21 protein-coding genes are annotated in these 16846 nt (G+C 34.9%); all 21 read right to left on the bottom strand.

Going from position 1 to position 16846, the window contains the following annotated elements; translation table 11 throughout:
* Positions 1 to 94 precede the first annotated feature (94 nt).
* Entirely contained in the window at positions 95 to 427 is a 333-nt protein-coding gene (locus RMN97_RS01850; protein ID WP_309612821.1) for a hypothetical protein, read from the bottom strand.
* Complete coding sequence (locus RMN97_RS01845; RefSeq protein ID WP_309612820.1) at positions 414 to 788, bottom strand: hypothetical protein; 375 nt, start codon at positions 786 to 788, stop codon at positions 414 to 416. The genes RMN97_RS01850 and RMN97_RS01845 overlap by 14 nt, the downstream gene beginning before the upstream one ends.
* Before the next feature lie 32 nt (positions 789 to 820).
* Positions 821 to 1060, bottom strand: coding sequence for a YtxH domain-containing protein (locus tag RMN97_RS01840; protein WP_309612819.1), 240 nt, complete (start codon positions 1058 to 1060; stop codon positions 821 to 823).
* 32 nt (positions 1061 to 1092) lie between these two features.
* Positions 1093 to 1245, bottom strand: coding sequence for a lmo0937 family membrane protein (locus RMN97_RS01835; RefSeq protein ID WP_309612818.1), 153 nt, complete (start codon positions 1243 to 1245; stop codon positions 1093 to 1095).
* Between the two features lie 196 nt (positions 1246 to 1441).
* Positions 1442 to 1822 carry a hypothetical protein gene (locus RMN97_RS01830; protein WP_309612817.1) on the bottom strand — a complete coding sequence of 127 codons (381 nt, stop codon included), beginning with the start codon at positions 1820 to 1822 and terminating at the stop codon, positions 1442 to 1444.
* Between the two features lie 33 nt (positions 1823 to 1855).
* A complete protein-coding gene (locus RMN97_RS01825) occupies positions 1856 to 2074 on the bottom strand; it encodes a hypothetical protein (RefSeq protein ID WP_309612816.1) in 219 nt (72 codons plus the stop codon).
* 292 nt (positions 2075 to 2366) lie between these two features.
* On the bottom strand, positions 2367 to 3134 hold the full coding sequence (locus RMN97_RS01820; RefSeq protein ID WP_309612815.1) for a DUF4382 domain-containing protein: 768 nt from the start codon (positions 3132 to 3134) through the stop codon (positions 2367 to 2369).
* A 116-nt stretch (positions 3135 to 3250) separates the two neighbouring features.
* Entirely contained in the window at positions 3251 to 4039 is a 789-nt protein-coding gene (locus RMN97_RS01815; RefSeq protein ID WP_309612814.1) for an MlaD family protein, read from the bottom strand.
* A 17-nt stretch (positions 4040 to 4056) separates the two neighbouring features.
* Entirely contained in the window at positions 4057 to 4794 is a 738-nt protein-coding gene (locus tag RMN97_RS01810) for an ATP-binding cassette domain-containing protein (protein ID WP_309612813.1), read from the bottom strand.
* A 3-nt stretch (positions 4795 to 4797) separates the two neighbouring features.
* The gene (locus RMN97_RS01805) at positions 4798 to 5556 is read right to left on the bottom strand and encodes an ABC transporter permease (protein WP_309612812.1); all 759 of its coding nucleotides are present in this window, start codon (positions 5554 to 5556) and stop codon (positions 4798 to 4800) included.
* Positions 5557 to 5567: 11 nt separating this feature from the next.
* Positions 5568 to 6041: a DNA starvation/stationary phase protection protein gene (locus RMN97_RS01800; RefSeq protein WP_309612811.1), complete on the bottom strand. Its 474-nt coding sequence runs from the start codon at positions 6039 to 6041 to the stop codon at positions 5568 to 5570.
* Between the two features lie 30 nt (positions 6042 to 6071).
* Positions 6072 to 6221: a hypothetical protein gene (locus tag RMN97_RS01795; protein WP_309612810.1), complete on the bottom strand. Its 150-nt coding sequence runs from the start codon at positions 6219 to 6221 to the stop codon at positions 6072 to 6074.
* A gap of 11 nt (positions 6222 to 6232) precedes the next feature.
* Entirely contained in the window at positions 6233 to 8566 is a 2334-nt protein-coding gene (locus RMN97_RS01790; RefSeq protein ID WP_309612809.1) for a glycosyltransferase, read from the bottom strand.
* Positions 8556 to 9602: a pesticidal protein Cry7Aa gene (locus tag RMN97_RS01785; RefSeq protein WP_309612808.1), complete on the bottom strand. Its 1047-nt coding sequence runs from the start codon at positions 9600 to 9602 to the stop codon at positions 8556 to 8558. The genes RMN97_RS01790 and RMN97_RS01785 overlap by 11 nt, the downstream gene beginning before the upstream one ends.
* A gap of 15 nt (positions 9603 to 9617) precedes the next feature.
* On the bottom strand, positions 9618 to 9941 hold the full coding sequence (locus RMN97_RS01780) for a hypothetical protein (RefSeq protein WP_309612807.1): 324 nt from the start codon (positions 9939 to 9941) through the stop codon (positions 9618 to 9620).
* A gap of 237 nt (positions 9942 to 10178) precedes the next feature.
* The gene (locus tag RMN97_RS01775) at positions 10179 to 11633 is read right to left on the bottom strand and encodes an OmpA family protein (RefSeq protein ID WP_309612806.1); all 1455 of its coding nucleotides are present in this window, start codon (positions 11631 to 11633) and stop codon (positions 10179 to 10181) included.
* Positions 11634 to 11875: 242 nt separating this feature from the next.
* Positions 11876 to 12220, bottom strand: coding sequence for a hypothetical protein (locus tag RMN97_RS01770; RefSeq protein WP_309612805.1), 345 nt, complete (start codon positions 12218 to 12220; stop codon positions 11876 to 11878).
* Between the two features lie 8 nt (positions 12221 to 12228).
* Entirely contained in the window at positions 12229 to 12615 is a 387-nt protein-coding gene (locus tag RMN97_RS01765) for a hypothetical protein (RefSeq protein WP_309612804.1), read from the bottom strand.
* A 136-nt stretch (positions 12616 to 12751) separates the two neighbouring features.
* Positions 12752 to 13186 carry a response regulator gene (locus tag RMN97_RS01760; RefSeq protein WP_309612803.1) on the bottom strand — a complete coding sequence of 145 codons (435 nt, stop codon included), beginning with the start codon at positions 13184 to 13186 and terminating at the stop codon, positions 12752 to 12754.
* Positions 13187 to 13283: 97 nt separating this feature from the next.
* A complete protein-coding gene (locus tag RMN97_RS01755; protein ID WP_309612802.1) occupies positions 13284 to 16217 on the bottom strand; it encodes an ATP-binding protein in 2934 nt (977 codons plus the stop codon).
* Positions 16207 to 16758, bottom strand: a complete 552-nt coding sequence (locus RMN97_RS01750) for an AraC family transcriptional regulator (RefSeq protein WP_309613022.1) — start codon at positions 16756 to 16758, stop codon at positions 16207 to 16209. The genes RMN97_RS01755 and RMN97_RS01750 overlap by 11 nt, the downstream gene beginning before the upstream one ends.
* Between the last annotated feature and the right edge of the window lie 88 nt (positions 16759 to 16846).

Raw genomic sequence — 16846 nt, 5'->3', positions numbered from 1 at the left:
AGAAATACGATACAATAGAATAAATCCAGTCTATTTTGTTCGTATTTTTCTACATTCGATATAAATTTTTTGGGTTGTAACATGATACAGACGCTTATAATAATCTTGGGTTTGTTGGACTTATTTTATTCAAAACAGTCTGCAAAACGTTTCCTATTATATTTTTTATAGGAGTTTGAAACCTACTTAAGAACGTACTTCTAGCGATGAAGTGTGATGTCATTGAAACTGCACTATGGAGTAAATTTGATTTTATTTCCGGGTCTGCCGTTAGGTTTTTAAATGTATTTTTTATTAAGTATAACGGATCTAACTTCTCCGCTATACTGTGAAATTCAAGCTTGAGTACTCTCAATTCTTCGGATTGTTGGATTTCTAATGCTGTGATGCGCTCTTTCAATACATCCTTTTTATCAATAGTTTTCATCTGTACTTTTTGGTGTTTTTTCGATATTAAAACTGTTGATAACTGAGTTACTGACCTGTGTTTCAATCCATTCTTTTCTAAAAATATAGATGACGGTGCCAACAACAATATAAAACATCCCCATAATTAAAAACCCGTAAGCGGTATTTCCCAACATATCGCCAATCCAAAGAGATAAGGCTACTGTAAAGAGTAAAACAACGATGAAAACAATTAAGGTCATTATTAGTTTTACTGCTAAAGAGGAGAATAGCGCTGCTGTTTCATAAATGGCTGAGTACTTGTAGAGTTCGAACGAAGTCTTGCTGTACTGTTCTATTCTTTCGAAGAGCTTTTCAATCGTAGCGGCGCTATTTCCCATAATTAGTGTAAAAAATGTTCAGAATGAAGATGCTATTTTTCCTTATGATCAGTGGCAAACTCTTTAGCGTCATCCACAATATTTTCATATTTGGTAGTAACACCATCATAAAAATCACCAAATTTGGTTTTCAGGTCTTTGGTATAATCATTCCCTTTTTTCATAATTTTTTTTCTGGTTTTAGTTCCTTTTGCAGGGGCAAAAAGAATCCCGGCTATGGCTCCTACAGCTACGCCACCTAAAACACCCAGTATGACATTACTAGTCTTCATAATTTTTGATTTTAATTGATTATTTAATTTTTTTAAAGTCTTCTTCCTTGTATGACTTTTAATAGAATAGCAATGATTGCTATCACTAATAAAATGTGAATAATGTTTCCGGCGCTGTAGGCAAAATATCCAACAGCCCATAAAATAATAAGAATAACGGCAACAGTGTAAAGTAAATTGTTCATGATAATGTTAGGTATTATAGTTAAATTGATATATTATAAAGATAATATAGTAGCAGTCAATACGTTTTATACAATTAGCAGTTAAACTTGTATTATTCACACTTATCTGATTACCTGTTAGTTTGTGTATTAGTATTGGGATTAATGGCTATAGAATTTACTTTTTCAAAGTTTAATTCATTAGCGTAAATCTTTTTTATAAATGTTCTAATAAGAAATAATTAGAAACAAAATCATTTTGCTGATTAGAGGTCATTTTATGGGTTTTCTTGATAACAATTTTGATATTATAAAATCGATTATCATTTGCTATTGAGTCAAATAATTCTTTTGCAACTTTTGGTTTTCCAAAAAGAAGTACTTCATTATAATACAATATACTTTCACTAAGCTTATTAAAATAATCCTTTTGTAAATACGGTTCTGTGTATTCAATATGGTTTATATCTTGTTGCTTAAGTTCCTTGTGTTCAAACAAATTAAAAGAGGAATTCACAAATTTCACTTTTAAAAGATCAAGTGTAAATTCAATCAGGTTTGCCGATTTGCTTTCCATATAAATACCTAACTTTTTCATAGTTTTTTCAATATAATAGTAAGGATTCTAAAATTAGTTTACTATCGCTTCATGAGTAGCATTATATTCTTTCAGCATCGAGTCCAACGAATTGTAATAGTCTAGCAATATTTTATTTGTCATTTCTGGAGTGGCTACATCGGGGATGGTGACCACCATTTCATTCAAATACTTTGACAATTCAGGATAATCATTTCTAATTTTCATTGTAATTTTTAGAATGGCTTCATTAAGGTCGTTTTCTAACTTCATGATAATTCGTTTTTAGGGTTAAAAAAAGCACCAAAGTCTTGGTGCTTTTTTGCTATTGTCGTTTGAGGCAAACAGCATTTTTATTTTGCTTTTGAATATTCGATTTGAGAAAAAAAAGAGATTGTGACAGTAATAGTTGGTAGCTAATTCTTATTGCAGTTCATAACTTGTTTAATCTTTGAGGATATTACATTCAGCTATAGCTTACTTTTCCTCTTAGTACCAAGTATATCCGACAATCTCTTTTTCAACATTCAATAACAAAATGAGTATTGTTATGAGTTCGTAAACTCTAAAAAACAACCACTCCAATATTGGTACTAGCACCAGCCTGTACCACAACATCAGTTTGAACTACCGGTAGGAACGGCAATACTGGCGTTATTGTAAGCGTATACGTTCCGGGTGGCAATCCTGTGATTCTAAAACCTCCGGTTAATATATCTGCATTACTGGTATATACGACACCAGTTGCTGAAACAGCACTTACCATTGCTAATGTACCAGCAGGAGTAATGCTTCCTTCAATATTTCCTGATATGGCAGCTACGACTGTTCTCAATACCGGTTTTAGTTTAAAGGTTCCGTTTCCGGTTTGCACTATTGAACGATTAGCATCAAAATCGATAAGGATACTGTTGTCAATATCGGCCATCAACGTTTGATGTACTTGTAGTTTTAAACCTGATTGTTCGGCACTAGGAGTACTTAGCGGATAGGTTACACCATCGAGCACTATAGTGTTGTTAGACCCTAAAATCAATCTAATTTGACTTACGTCAGCATCGTGTAAGGTACTGGATGCAATAAGTGTATCGGCACCGTTAGCGAAATCTAACAAATTATAGATTCCGGCATTCGTATTTAGAGTAACGGTTTGACCGCCAGCTCCAGTTACTTGAACACTTCGAATATCTACATTTACCTCACTATAAGGTCCCGGATCATCTGTCATACGAACTTTGTAAGGATAATTTTCAGAAGAAGAATTGTCACTACTACAAGAGTTCAATGAAGTTACAAGGGCAATCATGAGCGGTATTAGAATTAACTTTTTCATTTTTAAAGTATTTAGTTGATATTAATTACATTACAAATTTCAATAAAGTTAAAGGCTACTTCGTTACAAAATATCAATGGAAAGTTGCAAGATTCACATCCTATATTACAATCAACTTATTTTTTATTGCTTTCAAGCTTTTTTGCTTCGGCTTCTTTTTTCTTTTTAGCGTCTTCTGCTTTCTGTTTTGCTGCGTCTTCTGCTTTTTCTTTTGCTTCTTCTTTCTTTTTCTCTTCTGCTCTTTTCTTTTTATTGAAATAACCTTTCAACAAGAAGTTGTGTTTAGCGGCTTCCATGTTTTCGTTTAGTCCTTTGGTAGCATTTTGCATATTGTTAAGAGTAGCATCAAGCGATTTACCCATTTTATCATCGTTAACCAACTTAGAAAGCATACTGTTTTTGTTATTCATTTTATCGGTAAACTCAGCCAGATTGTAGGTGATGTATTGTGCATTATCGGCACTTACTTTAACGCTCTCCATAATGTCTTCTAATTCTATGGCTTCGGTAGAAGCAATGAAGCCGTTATTTTTTACCAGCTGCTTTGATTTAGTTCCCGGAGAAATGGTTAGGACTTTGTCGCCCATCAATCCGTCGGAGCCAATACTTGCCGTTGCATCGCTTTTGATGTATTTATGTACCTCTTCTTGTAATTCCGCCAGTACTACTACAGAACTGTCTGAGACAAATTCGACGGACTTTATTGTACCTACGTTAATACCTCCGAATCGGACATTGTTACCCATGGTCAGTCCGGTGACATTTTTGAAAGTAGACCTAAGCTGAAAGGTTTTAGAGAACATATTTTTGTTTTGTCCAATTAGATATACCGCTACCATAAAGAGCAGGATTCCTACCACTACAAACAGTCCTACTTTCCATGTATTTTGAGAATTTTTATTCATAGCTCTTGTTTTTAAAATTATATAAAAAATGATCGTACCGAAAGATCTTTGCTTTTTTCCAACTCCGCATAGGTGCCTTCCGCAGTGATTTTTCCTTCTTGTAAAACTATAATGCGATCCCCCGTTATTTTGGCACAAGCCAAATCATGGGTGATGACAATCGATGTGGTTTTGTTCTTTTTTTGGATGGCTACCATTAATTCGCTGATTTCCCGCGCCGTTATGGTATCAAGTCCAGAGGTGGGTTCGTCATACAGAATGATTTCAGGTTTGGTGATCAGCGTTCTCGCCATTCCTATACGTTTTCGCATACCACCCGAGAGCTCCGCAGGCATTTTGTCAATAGCTTCCAGCAACCCGACATTCTCAAGCGCTTCCGTTATTTTTTCTTCAACGACTTCGGGAGTAATATCCTTTTCATGGTGTTTCAAGGTAAAGGCAAGATTTTGTCTGACTGACATAGAATCGTAAAGAGCACCGTTTTGGAACATAAAGCCAATACGCGGTCTGATTTCGTTTAGTTCCTTATTATTTAATTGAGTAATATCGGTGCCAAACACTTTTATTGTGCCTTTATCAGGATGCTCTAATCCAACCACACATTTTATGGTTACCGACTTTCCGGAACCTGAACGCCCGAGGATTACCACATCTTCTCCCTTATGTATCGTAGCATTCATCCCATTCAACACTTTGTTCCCACCAAAGGCTTTATAAACGTTTTTTATTTCTATAACAGGTGTATTGTTTTCCATAGCTTAGAAAAATAAGTCGGTTAATTGAACGGCCAGCATATCAATAATAAAAATGGCGAGGGAAGCGGTTACTACGGCTGAATTGGCAGCTACTCCCACACTGGCGGTTCCATTGGAAGCCGTAAAGCCTTTATAGCAGCCTATCATCCCGATAAAGAATCCGAAGAAAAAGGTTTTAATGGTAGCCGGAATAATGTCAATAAATTCCAGGTTTTCAAAAACACCTGTTAAATAGCGTTGCAAACCCATAGCGCCATGAATATTGTATCCGATATAACCGCCGAGGATACCAACTAAATCGGCATAGACCACGAGAAGCGGAATCATTAAGGTAGTGGCTAAAACCCGGGTAACCACTAAATACTTATAGGGGTTGACAGCAGATACTTCCATAGCGTCAATCTGCTCTGTAACTTTCATAGAGCCTAACTCAGCACCCATACCAGATGAAATTTTCCCTGCACAGATTAAGGCGGTTATCACTGGCGCGATTTCCCTGATGAGCGAAAGCGCTACCATTCCGGGTAGCCAGGTCTCAGCACCAAACTTTACCATAGTAGGGCGAGACTGTATAGTAAGCACCAAACCCATAATAAATCCCGTAAGGGTTATCAAAGGCACCGATTTACAGCCTACGGCATAACATTGTCGCAGGAACTCATTGATTTGAAATGGAGGCAGGAATAGTTCCTTAAAGAACCTTGCGGTAAATAAGCTAATGTTGCCAGTATTAGTGAGAATATTTTTTAGTCCTTCAATCATATATTTATAGTCTAGTTTAAATAGCGTCTTAAAATCCAAGCCATTGTTTCGTGTTGCTGTAATATTTTTGTCAATATATCGGCAGTTCCGGCATCATGATTTTCCTCGGCACACACATCAATATCTTTTCTGATTTCGGTAATCAGAATTTCGTGATCCTTTAAAAGGTCTGAAATCATTTCTTTTTGTGCCGGATAGTTGTTTTCGTTTTCTTCAAGACGAGACAGTTTGCTAAATTCTTTCATGGTTCCGATAGTTTTACTTCCTAATTTATTGATACGTTCTGCCACTTCGTCAATTACTTCTTCTAATTCAGTATATTGAGCTTCGAACAATTTGTGCAATTCCATGAAACTGTTGCCCGTGATGTTCCAATGGAATTTTCTTGTTTTGACATACAGTGTCATTTCATCTGATAATAAAGTGGATAGTATTGAAGCGCTCTTTTTTAAGTTAGCTTCAGATATTCCTATTTTGGGTGTCATTATCATGGTAGTTAAATTTTATAGATTTTGTTATAAAGCATCGTTGTCTCCAAATTCATTGATTTTCTTTTTAATGTTTTGTTTGGAGTAAGGTGATTTATTACTGGTGTCAGCTACCGTTGCATTTTTAGTAGCCGTTGTTTTTTTAGATGTAGGTTTTTGTTTTTTGAAGAAAGTCATCGTTTTATAATTTAAAGTGGAACCTGTTGTGATTGTTTCGTGGTTTTTGAAGTTCTGTTAGAATTCATTTTATAGACTTTTGGAAGCGTTTTATCCGTTGGTTTAAAATAGTTGTCTAAAGTCAATCGCGCCATTAAATAGCTCACCGTTGATTCTGCACCCTGATTTAAATTAATATAATCTTCTTCTAAACCATCATAACAACCGCCAGTGCAAGGATTATAAACAATTTGATTTAGATGATTTTTTCCTAAGAACCAATTGAAAGCAATTCTAATTTTTTTCCGGTAATCGTCATCTTCAAACGCATCATAGAATTTACTCAACGCCATAATGGTATAAGCCACATCAATAGGTTGTTCACCACCAATTTTTGTCTCAGGTTTCATTTCACTGTTGAGAAGCCAACCTTTATTAGAAATTACTTTGATGCTGTCTTCGGTAAAAATTTTTGAAAGTAAAAAGTCAAAGGAAAGTATGGCAATTTCTTTGTAAATAGGAGTGCCCAAGCTAAGATAGGCACATAACATGGCTTCAGACAATATGCTGTTGCCGTAAGTTAAATAGCTTTCAAACCATTGCCAGTTTTCGTTGGCTTCGTGCTTGTACATTTGTACTAATTTATCAGCTAAATGTTTTGTTATGAGTAAGTTGTCAACCGATATATCATGGGTATTGCTGTAGTAAATGCCTTTTATGATAAATGCCATCGCTCTCGGGGAATGTATGTTTAAAACATTCGACAAGGACAATTTCATCACTTTCTTTGCATCGTCAATCAAATCTTGCGGCAGTATATCACTATTGGAAATCAAATACCCTAATGCCCAAATAGCTCTTCCATTGGAATCAGAGAGATTGGTTTCACTGTTTTGTTTGGTAAATTTTTTATTTTTATCTACATAGTTCAAAAAGTATCCTTCGCTATGCAAACATTGTTTAATGAAGTTGAAATAGAGTCTGATATAAGCTAATTCTTCTTCGTCATGGGTATTTTCATATTGTTGACACATGGCCACCAAAGCGCGTGCATTATCATCCAGAGTATAGCCTGACTCTAAATCGGGTTTGTTGATGACAGAGAATTGAATCATACCAAAATCGGTAGTCAGGTTTTTTATATGATTGAGATTAATTGTTGGAATTTTAAATTCTAATTCTAAATCACTTTCTGAAAGTATATCAAAAAGGAAAGCATGTGCAATAGCTGAGTTTTCCCATGCGGTTGGTGCCAATTTATGTATTCCGTTGGACGATATTAGTTTACAATACTCTTCGTCTTCTATGAGTTCAATTACTTTTCGCGCAAGTTGTTTCGGATTTTCAAAATCGACTATGATACCAGTGTCGTGCTGTAACACTTCAGTAGCATGTGGAATTGGTGTTGATATTATCGGACAACCACAGCTCAACGCATAGGAAAATGTTCCACTAACTGCCTGATTTCTGTCTTTTGAAGTAAACAAATAAATGTCGGTTAATTGCAAATATTCCAATAAATCAGGAAGCGGTAGATATTGATTAATGAATTTTACATTTTGTTGTAAATTCAGCGTTTTAATTTTGGCTTGAAGTGTATCTCGATAGTATTCGCCTTCTTCTTTTAATACACTAGGATGTGTTTTCCCAATGACCAAAAAGAGCACGTCGGGATATCTTTTTACGATTATTCGTAGCGCACTAATCGTAGTTTCTATACATTTTCCGGAACTTAATAAACCAAAAGTGGCCAAGACTTTTCTGCCGGTTAAGTTGTATTTTTCTTTTAAAACGGACTTGTCTATATGTTCAACAAGATGTGTTCCGTGTTGAATTACAACAATTTTAGCGCTAGTAATTCCGTAATCGTTAGTTAGTATTTTAGCTGAGGTTTTGGTCATCACAATAATAGATTTCACGACATCATCAATGCTGACAACCAGCTTTTTCAACATCTCATCAGGATTAGGCAAAACAGTATGAAAAGCTAGTATTATAGGTTTGTTTAGTTGCTGTAAAAAAGAAATGAAATCAGTTTCGTTGTTTTTGAATAGCCCAAATTCATGTTGCACTAATACCATTTGAATACTCTTGTTTTCATTGATTTTAGTTGCTATTTCAGCATAAGAGGATGAATTGTCAGTTTCTAGTACGTATTTGACTTCCTTTGGGTACAAATGATTTTCATTTTTGTATTCCAAAGCACACATGCTTATTTTGAATGACTTTCCAAACTTGTTTTTTAACGCATTCATTAAATCTTGTGAATAGGTAGCAATGCCGCATTCGCGCGGTGGATAGGAGGAAATGCAAAGTATACCGGGTAGGTTATTAGTTGAAGTACTATCAGGGCTTTTATTTTTCATTTGGGATTTTATTAAGCATTAATTCTTCAACTAGCTCTGATAAACTCATCGAAGCACAGGCAATTCTTTCATCAGCGGCACCATAATAGATATACAATACGTCATCAAAAACTGCGGCACCTGTGGGAAAGCAAACATTATTGACTTCGCCTTTTAGTTCCCAATGAAACTCGGGAACAAATAATGGATAAGGCAGTCGGGCAATTTCTTTTTGTGGATGGTCTAAATCTAATAGAGCAGCACAGGCAGAATAAACATAACCTTGTAATGAATCATGAACGCCATGATAAATAAGCAACCAACCGTGTTCGGTTTCAATAGGAGGGCAGCCTCCACCGATATAGCTGACTTCATGTTCATATTTTTGTTGGAGCACTACATGTTCATCGAAATGAAGAAAATAATCCTGCCAAAATTTAGGTGTTAATCCTTCTAAGTTTTCGATAGCAACAACCAATTGAATTTCGGGTCGGATACGATGCAAAAACAATAATTTTCCATTTACTTTTCTGGGAAAGAAGATTAGATTTTTGTCCCAAATCAGCATCTTTTTACCGTCCTTTTCAAGAATGTTGTCATGCTGATTGTATCTGAAATATTTATCATTTATAATTCCTTTGGTTTCCGCCAAACGATTGAATTCTTCATAAGTGATTTGCGGGACTATGATTCCTTTTCGTTTAAAATGCACTAAGTCTTTTGAGGTTGCCAAACAACCTAGTGCATTTACGCCATCATAAGCTGTAAAAGTGAGATAATAAGTGTCTTCAATTTTAACTATTCTGGGATCTTCAATACCGTGACATTCATAATCAAATTCGGGTGAAAGTAAGGGTTCATCGTTTCGATGCTCAATGAATAATGGTCCTTTGAGTTTGCAATATCCAACAGTAGAATGATTGCCTTTACTCACTGCTCTGTAAAGCATGTGAACATAATCACCATCTCTAATGGCTGCCGGATTTAAAACCCCTTCATTTTCAAAGGCATGGTTTGTTTTTTTAAGCAATATGCCTTCTTTGATTATATTTATCATGGTAGTTTTGGGACTTTATAAAATTAGAATCAACAATAAAATAATGATGATAATCGCACCAATAGAAAGATAAACACCGTTGCTGCTGGCTTTCATTGTAGCTTTTATTTCTTTGACTTCTTTTCGCAATGCTTTTTTCTCGACTCTGGAAAGATTGGATTTGTCCATGTCTTTGATTTCTTTTAATCGATTTAATAAGACTTCAGCTTTAGCATCATCTGTAGGTGCTGTAGCAAGAGCTGTTGTCGTTACTGGTGTTGTTGGGCTAGCAAATGCTGGTGCTGTAGTAGCTAAAGTTAATAGTACCACTGCCATTCTGAGTTTTGAAATTGTTTTCATAATTTAAAATTTAAAGGATTAATTAAATTCCCTTTTGCTTTTTTGGTTAGTAAAAAGGATTTGTTTATAAAGATAAATTTCGCACTATTTCAGACTACAACAGTTATACAAATCTGTCAATAAATTGTATTATTCACACTTTTAGTAAAGTGTCAGTCAATAGGTTATCAATTAAAAAAAAGGCTGCCTACAATGAGGCAACCTTCTTAAAAAATTGGGGAAAGATATTTTTATATGCTAGTAAGCAATTCTCAATTCCACTCTACGGTTTTTTGAACGTCCTAAAGAAGTTTTGTTATCTGCAATGGGTTTGGTTTCTCCAAATCCGGTTGCTGTTAAGTGAGAGTCAGCAACTCCTTTGCTCATTAAATAAGCTCTAACAGAATTAGTACGTTTTTGAGATAGAACCTGATTAAATTCATCAGAACCATTACTGTCGGTATGACCATCGATAGCTAGATTAGCAGCTTCATATTTATTTAGGATTTTCACTAACTCATCAAGTAATACTAACGAAGCAACTTTTAATTTATCGCTATTGTTTTCGAAGAAAATTTTACTTCCGATATAAGTGATTCTTACGACGTCTTTTTTAGCAATTTCAGGACAACCTTTGTTTTCTTCGGTTCCTTTGGCATTTGGACAACGGTCATCAATATCAGCTATACCATCGCCATCCGTATCAGGACACCCTTTTAAACTAACCAGACCATAAGTATCAGGGCAACGATCTTCGTCATTATTTACACCGTCTTTGTCATTATCCAAAGCACATCCGGTTGCATCCACTTTACTTCCTGGAGTTGAGTTTGGACATTTATCATCTAAATCAGCTACACCATCATTATCAGCATCCGGGCAACCTTTCAAGGCAACTGTACCTTTTACATTAGGACATCTGTCATTTAGGTCAGCTACACCGTCATTATCGCTATCCGGACATCCATTCATAAGTACTGTTCCGGCAACATCAGGACAAGTATCTAAATAATCGGCTACGCCATCATTATCTCTGTCAAGTGGGCAACCTTTAGAATCTACTGCAACGCCTGCTGGAGTATCTGGACATTTGTCTCTGCTATCAGAAACGCCATCTCCATCAGCATCTTTTTTACAGCCAAAATTGAAAGTTAAACCAGCCATGTGCATCAAGTAATCATCTTTTTTCCCTGATACAATTCCGTCACGGCTATCGTTATTAGTGAATACAAATGTTTCCTGAAGATTAAGTGAAAGTACAGGCGACAATCTAAAATTAATACCAGCACCAGCTACTGGAAAAGTAGTGTCAATTTTTGGTTTGTGAAAGTTAAGTTGTCTATCAAATAGAATAGCACCAATACCACCAAATACATAGGGTCTGACAAAATATTCTTGTCCGATTAGATTAAATCTTAAATTAGCTGTTACGTGACTGAAATCACTTTTAAATCCGGTAACACCGCTATCGTATCCTAGCGTTCCACGAGTATATAGAACGTTCACATCTATATATTTCCATAAATATCTTGAAACACTTATACCGCCAAATCCATACATGGTTTTATCGGTTTTGTACCAATCGCGGCCTAAGTCTCCATTATATTGGATAATTCCGCCGTGAAGACCAACATTCCATTTTTTGTCTTCGGTTTGCGCTTTTGTTGTAAGTGTAGATGCAAAGCATATATATAATAGTAGTAATTTTTTCATGTTTTATTGTTTTATTATTTGGCACAAAGGTTGGTAACATAGCTTTGCATAGTGTTATACAACTATTATTTTAGTTTGTGTTATTCACACATTTTAAAATTGGACAAAAAAAAGCCCTGTCGTTAAGTGCGACAGGGCTAAATAATAAGTGTTCCCCACTTATTATCAACTAACCAAAAAAATCAACCTAAATCTTGAAATGCACTGTGTGGCTTTTAGTATTCATCGAAGTATTTTTATAGTCACACTATATTTTTATAAGTGACAGCATTGTATGTTTTTTTTGCACTTGGCATTTGATTAATCTCTGGAAATTTACTCTCCAATAATTTAACATGTTCTTTTGTATAATCTGAAAGTACTGTTAGCGATTCTACTAATTCAAATGTTGTGGCACTTTTCATTAAAATTGGAACGACAATCAAAAGTTCTTTTTCATGCCAATAGATTTTTTTTATTTCATTCATAGCCTCTTCGCACAAAGATACTGTAGCGACATGTTTTTTCATTTCGGCTATACTTTGAACCTGATTGTTAGAAGTCTTGGTCAGATAATTGGTTACTGTATTCTTCATCATCGTTTTCATTTTTGAGTTTATTTATTGGAAAAAAAATCTCTAACAAAAGCATGCTGCTCTTTTGCAGTCATTTTATCGGTTTGCTTCACTTGAATTTTAACATCTTCAAACCGATTATCAGACGTAAGTACATTAAATAGTTCTTCTTTAGCATTCGTTGGTCCAAAAAGAATTACCTCTTGGTATTTTTTAACAACATCTATCAATTTTTTATAATACTTGGCCTGTTTTTGTTGTTCTATGTTGTGCAAATCAAGCTCTCCTTTTTGAAGGCCGTTCAATTTTTGTTGTCGGGTAAAATTGGATTCGATGGTTTGAACTTCAAACGCATTGGAAGAAAATTCCATGAGGTGAGCGATGGAATGATCCATCCAAACGCCTATTTTTTTTCGAGTTACAGCCATGATATTTTGTATTGATTAGGGTTTAAAAAAATCATAAAAGTTATCTTTTCTATCAATACAAAGATGCGGACATTTGGCAATGAATTAGTTACAGTATTAATGTGTTTTTTTTTAAAATTCACACATTATAATGACATTACATTCTATCAATGTACCATTGAAGTTCTTTTTCGAGTTTTCGGTATTTATAAATGCTGGTTATCACTTTTTGCAAGCGCAAAAAAGAGGTTTCACTTTTAATGACATAATCAAAAGCTTTATGGTGCATGCAACTCACTGCTACTTCAATTTTATCTTGGCTAGAAAGTATAATGACCTCAATTCCGGCATTGTTATCTTTAATATAATCTAAGGTTTGCATACCGTTCATTGATCCTTTAACAACACCGTCCAAATGATAATCCAATACGATTACATCCGGTTTTTTGTTTAAATTTTGAAGGCATAATTCTCCGGTAGGAAAGGTTTCTACTTCAAAATCGGCATGTTCCATAAACTGAATTTCCAATGACTTTAGGAAAACGGCATCGTCATCAACTAGAAAGAGTTTGATTTTATTTTCAGTTTTCATATAAGTAAAATTTTATTTGTTAGTGGTCATATATGGTATCGCTTTTATTTTTTGGTGTTTTTTTGCAAAAAACTTTTTGTGTATAGCGATTTCATCTTTATTTTTTTAAATTAATTAATTCTTTTTCTAACTCTACAAACGATTGTAAGCATACTTTTTCCAGCTCTGTAACCAGGTCATTTAATTCTTCCGACAGTTCTAATTTTTCGGCATAATTCTGAATCTTTTTAGCCAGTTCTTCATACTGCACATTGATGCCCATTATGGCGAAGGAAGGAATTATTTTGTGAGCGGTTGCTTTTAATAGTTTCCAGTCTTTGTCTTTGAAACTTTGTTTCATAGAGGTTAATAAAGGTGGTGTTTGTCTTAGATAAACTTCTATCATTTCCGTCATTAATTTCGGATTGGCTTTGGTTAGCTGTGACAAATAACTCAAATTGACATATTTAATAGTCTGCACTTGATTATTTCCTTTGATTTTATTTTCGATTATGGCGACCGGTTTTTTGATAAAACTTATTAATTTACTGTACAACAAGCGTTCGTCAACGGGTTTCGAAATATAATCATTCATCCCAACGGCTTTGCATTTGGCGACATCAACAGTAGTTACATCAGCAGTTAACGCAATTATAGGAAGCGTTAGTTTCATTTTTTTTCTGATATGTTCGGTTGCCTCAAAGCCATTCATTTCGGGCATTTGCAAGTCCATTAGAATGATGTCATAAGAACTTTTTTGAAGTTTTTCGATGGCAATTTTACCATTGGCGGCAATTTCACATTCGAAACCAAAGTCGTCCAAAAGGGTTTTCATCAACAACTGATTCAGTTCCATATCTTCGACAACTAATATTTTAGTGTCTTTAATTTCGGTATCGATTTCCAGAATTTCGGGTTCTAAAACTGCTTCGAAATGAGTCTTATCAAAATAGAGCATAAAGCTAAAAGCAGAACCTTTGCCAATGGTACTTTCAACATCAATTGTTCCGTTTTGGGCTTCTACGAGTTGCTTTACGATAGCCAAACCTAAACCGGTTCCGCCAAATATTCTGGAAGTTCCGCTCGTTGCTTGTTGAAAATTTTCAAATATTTTTTCGGTTTTAGTTTCGCTTATTCCTATGCCAGTATCAGCTATAGAAAATCTTATGGCTACATCATCATCTGTTTCAGAAACTAATTTCACAGTAACCGTAATCTTCCCAATACTTGTAAATTTGACGGCATTACTCACTAAATTCAGAATGATTTGATGCAAACGTACCGGATCACCAACTAAAACCTCAGGAATATCATTGTCATAATGGGTTACCAGTTTTAAATTTTTCTCCTGAATTTTGGTTTCAAAGAGATGCAGCATCGCTTTGATAGACAGTTTCAATTTGAAAGGTGTTTTTTCAAAAGTCATTTTTCCGGCATCTACTTTAGCCAAATCCAGGATGTCATTAATAAGTACGATTAGTGCATCGCCACTCATTTTAATGGCGGTGAGATATTCTTTTTGTTTGGCTGTCAATTCAGTTTTGAGCACCACTTTGGTAAATCCGATAATGGCATTCATTGGAGTTCTGATTTCGTGACTCATATTGGATAAGAACTGTTGTTTTGATTTTACGGCTTCATTGGCTTTGGTGGTGGCTGCTTCCGCTATAATTTTGGCTTCTTCTGCAATAGATGTAGCTAGTTCGGCATATATCTTGGCTTCAATTAATTCTTTTTCCGCTTTTTTTTGTTCAGAGATATCTCTTGCTACAACAACGGCACCAATGATATTCCCTTTTTCATCTTTGTAAACAGCACCATTGAACAAGACATCAGTAAGTTTTCCGTCTTTTAAGATTAAAGGATAATCGACTACAAAGCCTCTGGAGAATACCTCTTCATAACCTTTCTTCGCTTTTTCAGGTTCGGTGAAATAATTGATGAAATCGGTATTGATTAAATCTTCTTTAGATATTTCGGTAACTCTCACAGAAGCTTGGTTGGTATCGGTAATTTTTCCTTTCGGACTAATTGTAAATAAAGGATCGCGACTAGCTTCGATAAGACTTAACGAATATTGCGAAGATAATTTCAGTGAATAATTATAGGCTTCGAGTTCTTTGTTTTCAAAAACCCGTTTTTCTTTTTCTTCGTTTTGAAAGTTTAACTCTTTATCAGCAATGACTAGTTCATTGGCTCGATTTTGCTTTTCGTCTTTTTGGAATACTAATTCTTTGTTGGCAATGATTAATTCGTCAGCACGATCTTGTTTTTCTCCGGTTTGAAATAGTAATTCTTTATTGGCAATGATTAATTCGGCTGCACGTTTTTCTTTTTCTTTGTTTTGGAAAGCTAATTCTTTGTTGGCAATGATTAATTCGGCAGCACGTTTTTCCTTTACTTTGTTTTGATATTCTAATTCTTTATTGGCAACCTGCAATTCGTCAGCGCGCTTTTCTTTTTCACTGTTTTGATGTTCCAATTCAACATTAGCGATATTTAACTCATCAGAACGTTTTTCTTTTTCTTCGTTTTGATACGCAAGTTCTTTATTAGCAATTACTAATTCGGCGGCACGTTTTTCTTTTTCTTCATTTTGAAAAGCTAGCTCCTTATTAGCAATTAACAACTCTGCCGTAGTTTTCTTTTGCTTTGTGATGTCAATAAAAGAGGTAAGCGTACATTCTTTACACAAAAACTCCATCGACTGAATGGAGGCGAGATACCAAGATGGTTCTCCTTTTTTATTATGCAGTAAAATTTCGATACTATTGACTAGTTCTTCTTTTTTCCCCTGCATTAAAATTTTATCGCTGAATTCAGGAGTGACCATGCCTATTTGACTCGTAGTCTTTCCAATGATTTCGTCCTTGGTATACCCAAAGCAGTTAAGAAAAGATTTATTGACATGCTGAAATTCGGAAGTTTCAATATCGATTAAAACCATACCAATAGCGCTGTTTTCAAACATGTCAAAAAACAAATCGTTGGGTTTGCTTTTTTTATCATCAACTATGTCTTGCTGGCTCATGTTTTTTATATTAAGATTCATTACCCAATTCTTCAAGTGGGTTTCGTCTTTTGTCTTTTAGTAATCTGAAATGGGAAGGCGATAAGCCAGTGACTTTTTTGAATTGGGTGGATAAATGTGCCACACTGCTGTAGTTCATTTTCCAGGCGATTTCGGTAATGTTCAGCTCATCATAAATAATCAATTCTTTAATCCGTTCTACTTTATGCAAAATCATAAATTGCTCAATGGTGATGCCTTGCACTTCTGAAAACAAGTTGGCGAGATACGTATAGTTTTGATTTAGTTTTTCACTCAAATACTCTGAAAAAGTCACTTTGATTGGTGCATCAGCGTAGTGAATCATATCGATGATTACAGTTTTTACTTTTTCAATGAGGATGGCTCTCTTGTCATCCATCAACTCTAAACCGGATTCATTCAAGTTGGATTTTAACAAGGCTCTTTTCTCCGGAGAAATATTTTCCATGATCTCAACCACTCCCAAATCCACAATTATAAAATGCAAACCTAGTTTCTTAAGTTCGTCTTTGACCATCATCTTGCAACGATTGCTGACCATGTATTTTATGTAGAGTTTCAATGTGTTTTGTTTGACGAAGTTCAGTCAAAGGTGAAGCATTAAATCAAGGAGCTATGTTATAATTCTT

Origin of the sequence: Flavobacterium sp. (genome assembly GCF_031381455.1) — a bacterium.
Classification (GTDB): domain Bacteria; phylum Bacteroidota; class Bacteroidia; order Flavobacteriales; family Flavobacteriaceae; genus Flavobacterium.
The sequence above is the reverse complement of the archived record's forward strand: the minus strand, read 5'-3'. Positions and strand labels throughout refer to the sequence as shown.

Coding starts and splice junctions, on each gene's coding strand:
- RMN97_RS01850 (WP_309612821.1), bottom strand. CDS start 427: ATGAAAACTATTGATAAAAAGGATGTATTGAAAGAGCGCATCACAGCA.
- RMN97_RS01845 (WP_309612820.1), bottom strand. CDS start 788: ATGGGAAATAGCGCCGCTACGATTGAAAAGCTCTTCGAAAGAATAGAA.
- RMN97_RS01840 (WP_309612819.1), bottom strand. CDS start 1,060: ATGAAGACTAGTAATGTCATACTGGGTGTTTTAGGTGGCGTAGCTGTA.
- RMN97_RS01835 (WP_309612818.1), bottom strand. CDS start 1,245: ATGAACAATTTACTTTACACTGTTGCCGTTATTCTTATTATTTTATGG.
- RMN97_RS01830 (WP_309612817.1), bottom strand. CDS start 1,822: ATGAAAAAGTTAGGTATTTATATGGAAAGCAAATCGGCAAACCTGATT.
- RMN97_RS01825 (WP_309612816.1), bottom strand. CDS start 2,074: ATGAAGTTAGAAAACGACCTTAATGAAGCCATTCTAAAAATTACAATG.
- RMN97_RS01820 (WP_309612815.1), bottom strand. CDS start 3,134: ATGAAAAAGTTAATTCTAATACCGCTCATGATTGCCCTTGTAACTTCA.
- RMN97_RS01815 (WP_309612814.1), bottom strand. CDS start 4,039: ATGAATAAAAATTCTCAAAATACATGGAAAGTAGGACTGTTTGTAGTG.
- RMN97_RS01810 (WP_309612813.1), bottom strand. CDS start 4,794: ATGGAAAACAATACACCTGTTATAGAAATAAAAAACGTTTATAAAGCC.
- RMN97_RS01805 (WP_309612812.1), bottom strand. CDS start 5,556: ATGATTGAAGGACTAAAAAATATTCTCACTAATACTGGCAACATTAGC.
- RMN97_RS01800 (WP_309612811.1), bottom strand. CDS start 6,041: ATGACACCCAAAATAGGAATATCTGAAGCTAACTTAAAAAAGAGCGCT.
- RMN97_RS01795 (WP_309612810.1), bottom strand. CDS start 6,221: ATGACTTTCTTCAAAAAACAAAAACCTACATCTAAAAAAACAACGGCT.
- RMN97_RS01790 (WP_309612809.1), bottom strand. CDS start 8,566: ATGAAAAATAAAAGCCCTGATAGTACTTCAACTAATAACCTACCCGGT.
- RMN97_RS01785 (WP_309612808.1), bottom strand. CDS start 9,602: ATGATAAATATAATCAAAGAAGGCATATTGCTTAAAAAAACAAACCAT.
- RMN97_RS01780 (WP_309612807.1), bottom strand. CDS start 9,941: ATGAAAACAATTTCAAAACTCAGAATGGCAGTGGTACTATTAACTTTA.
- RMN97_RS01775 (WP_309612806.1), bottom strand. CDS start 11,633: ATGAAAAAATTACTACTATTATATATATGCTTTGCATCTACACTTACA.
- RMN97_RS01770 (WP_309612805.1), bottom strand. CDS start 12,220: ATGAAAACGATGATGAAGAATACAGTAACCAATTATCTGACCAAGACT.
- RMN97_RS01765 (WP_309612804.1), bottom strand. CDS start 12,615: ATGGCTGTAACTCGAAAAAAAATAGGCGTTTGGATGGATCATTCCATC.
- RMN97_RS01760 (WP_309612803.1), bottom strand. CDS start 13,186: ATGAAAACTGAAAATAAAATCAAACTCTTTCTAGTTGATGACGATGCC.
- RMN97_RS01755 (WP_309612802.1), bottom strand. CDS start 16,217: ATGAATCTTAATATAAAAAACATGAGCCAGCAAGACATAGTTGATGAT.
- RMN97_RS01750 (WP_309613022.1), bottom strand. CDS start 16,758: ATGGTCAGCAATCGTTGCAAGATGATGGTCAAAGACGAACTTAAGAAA.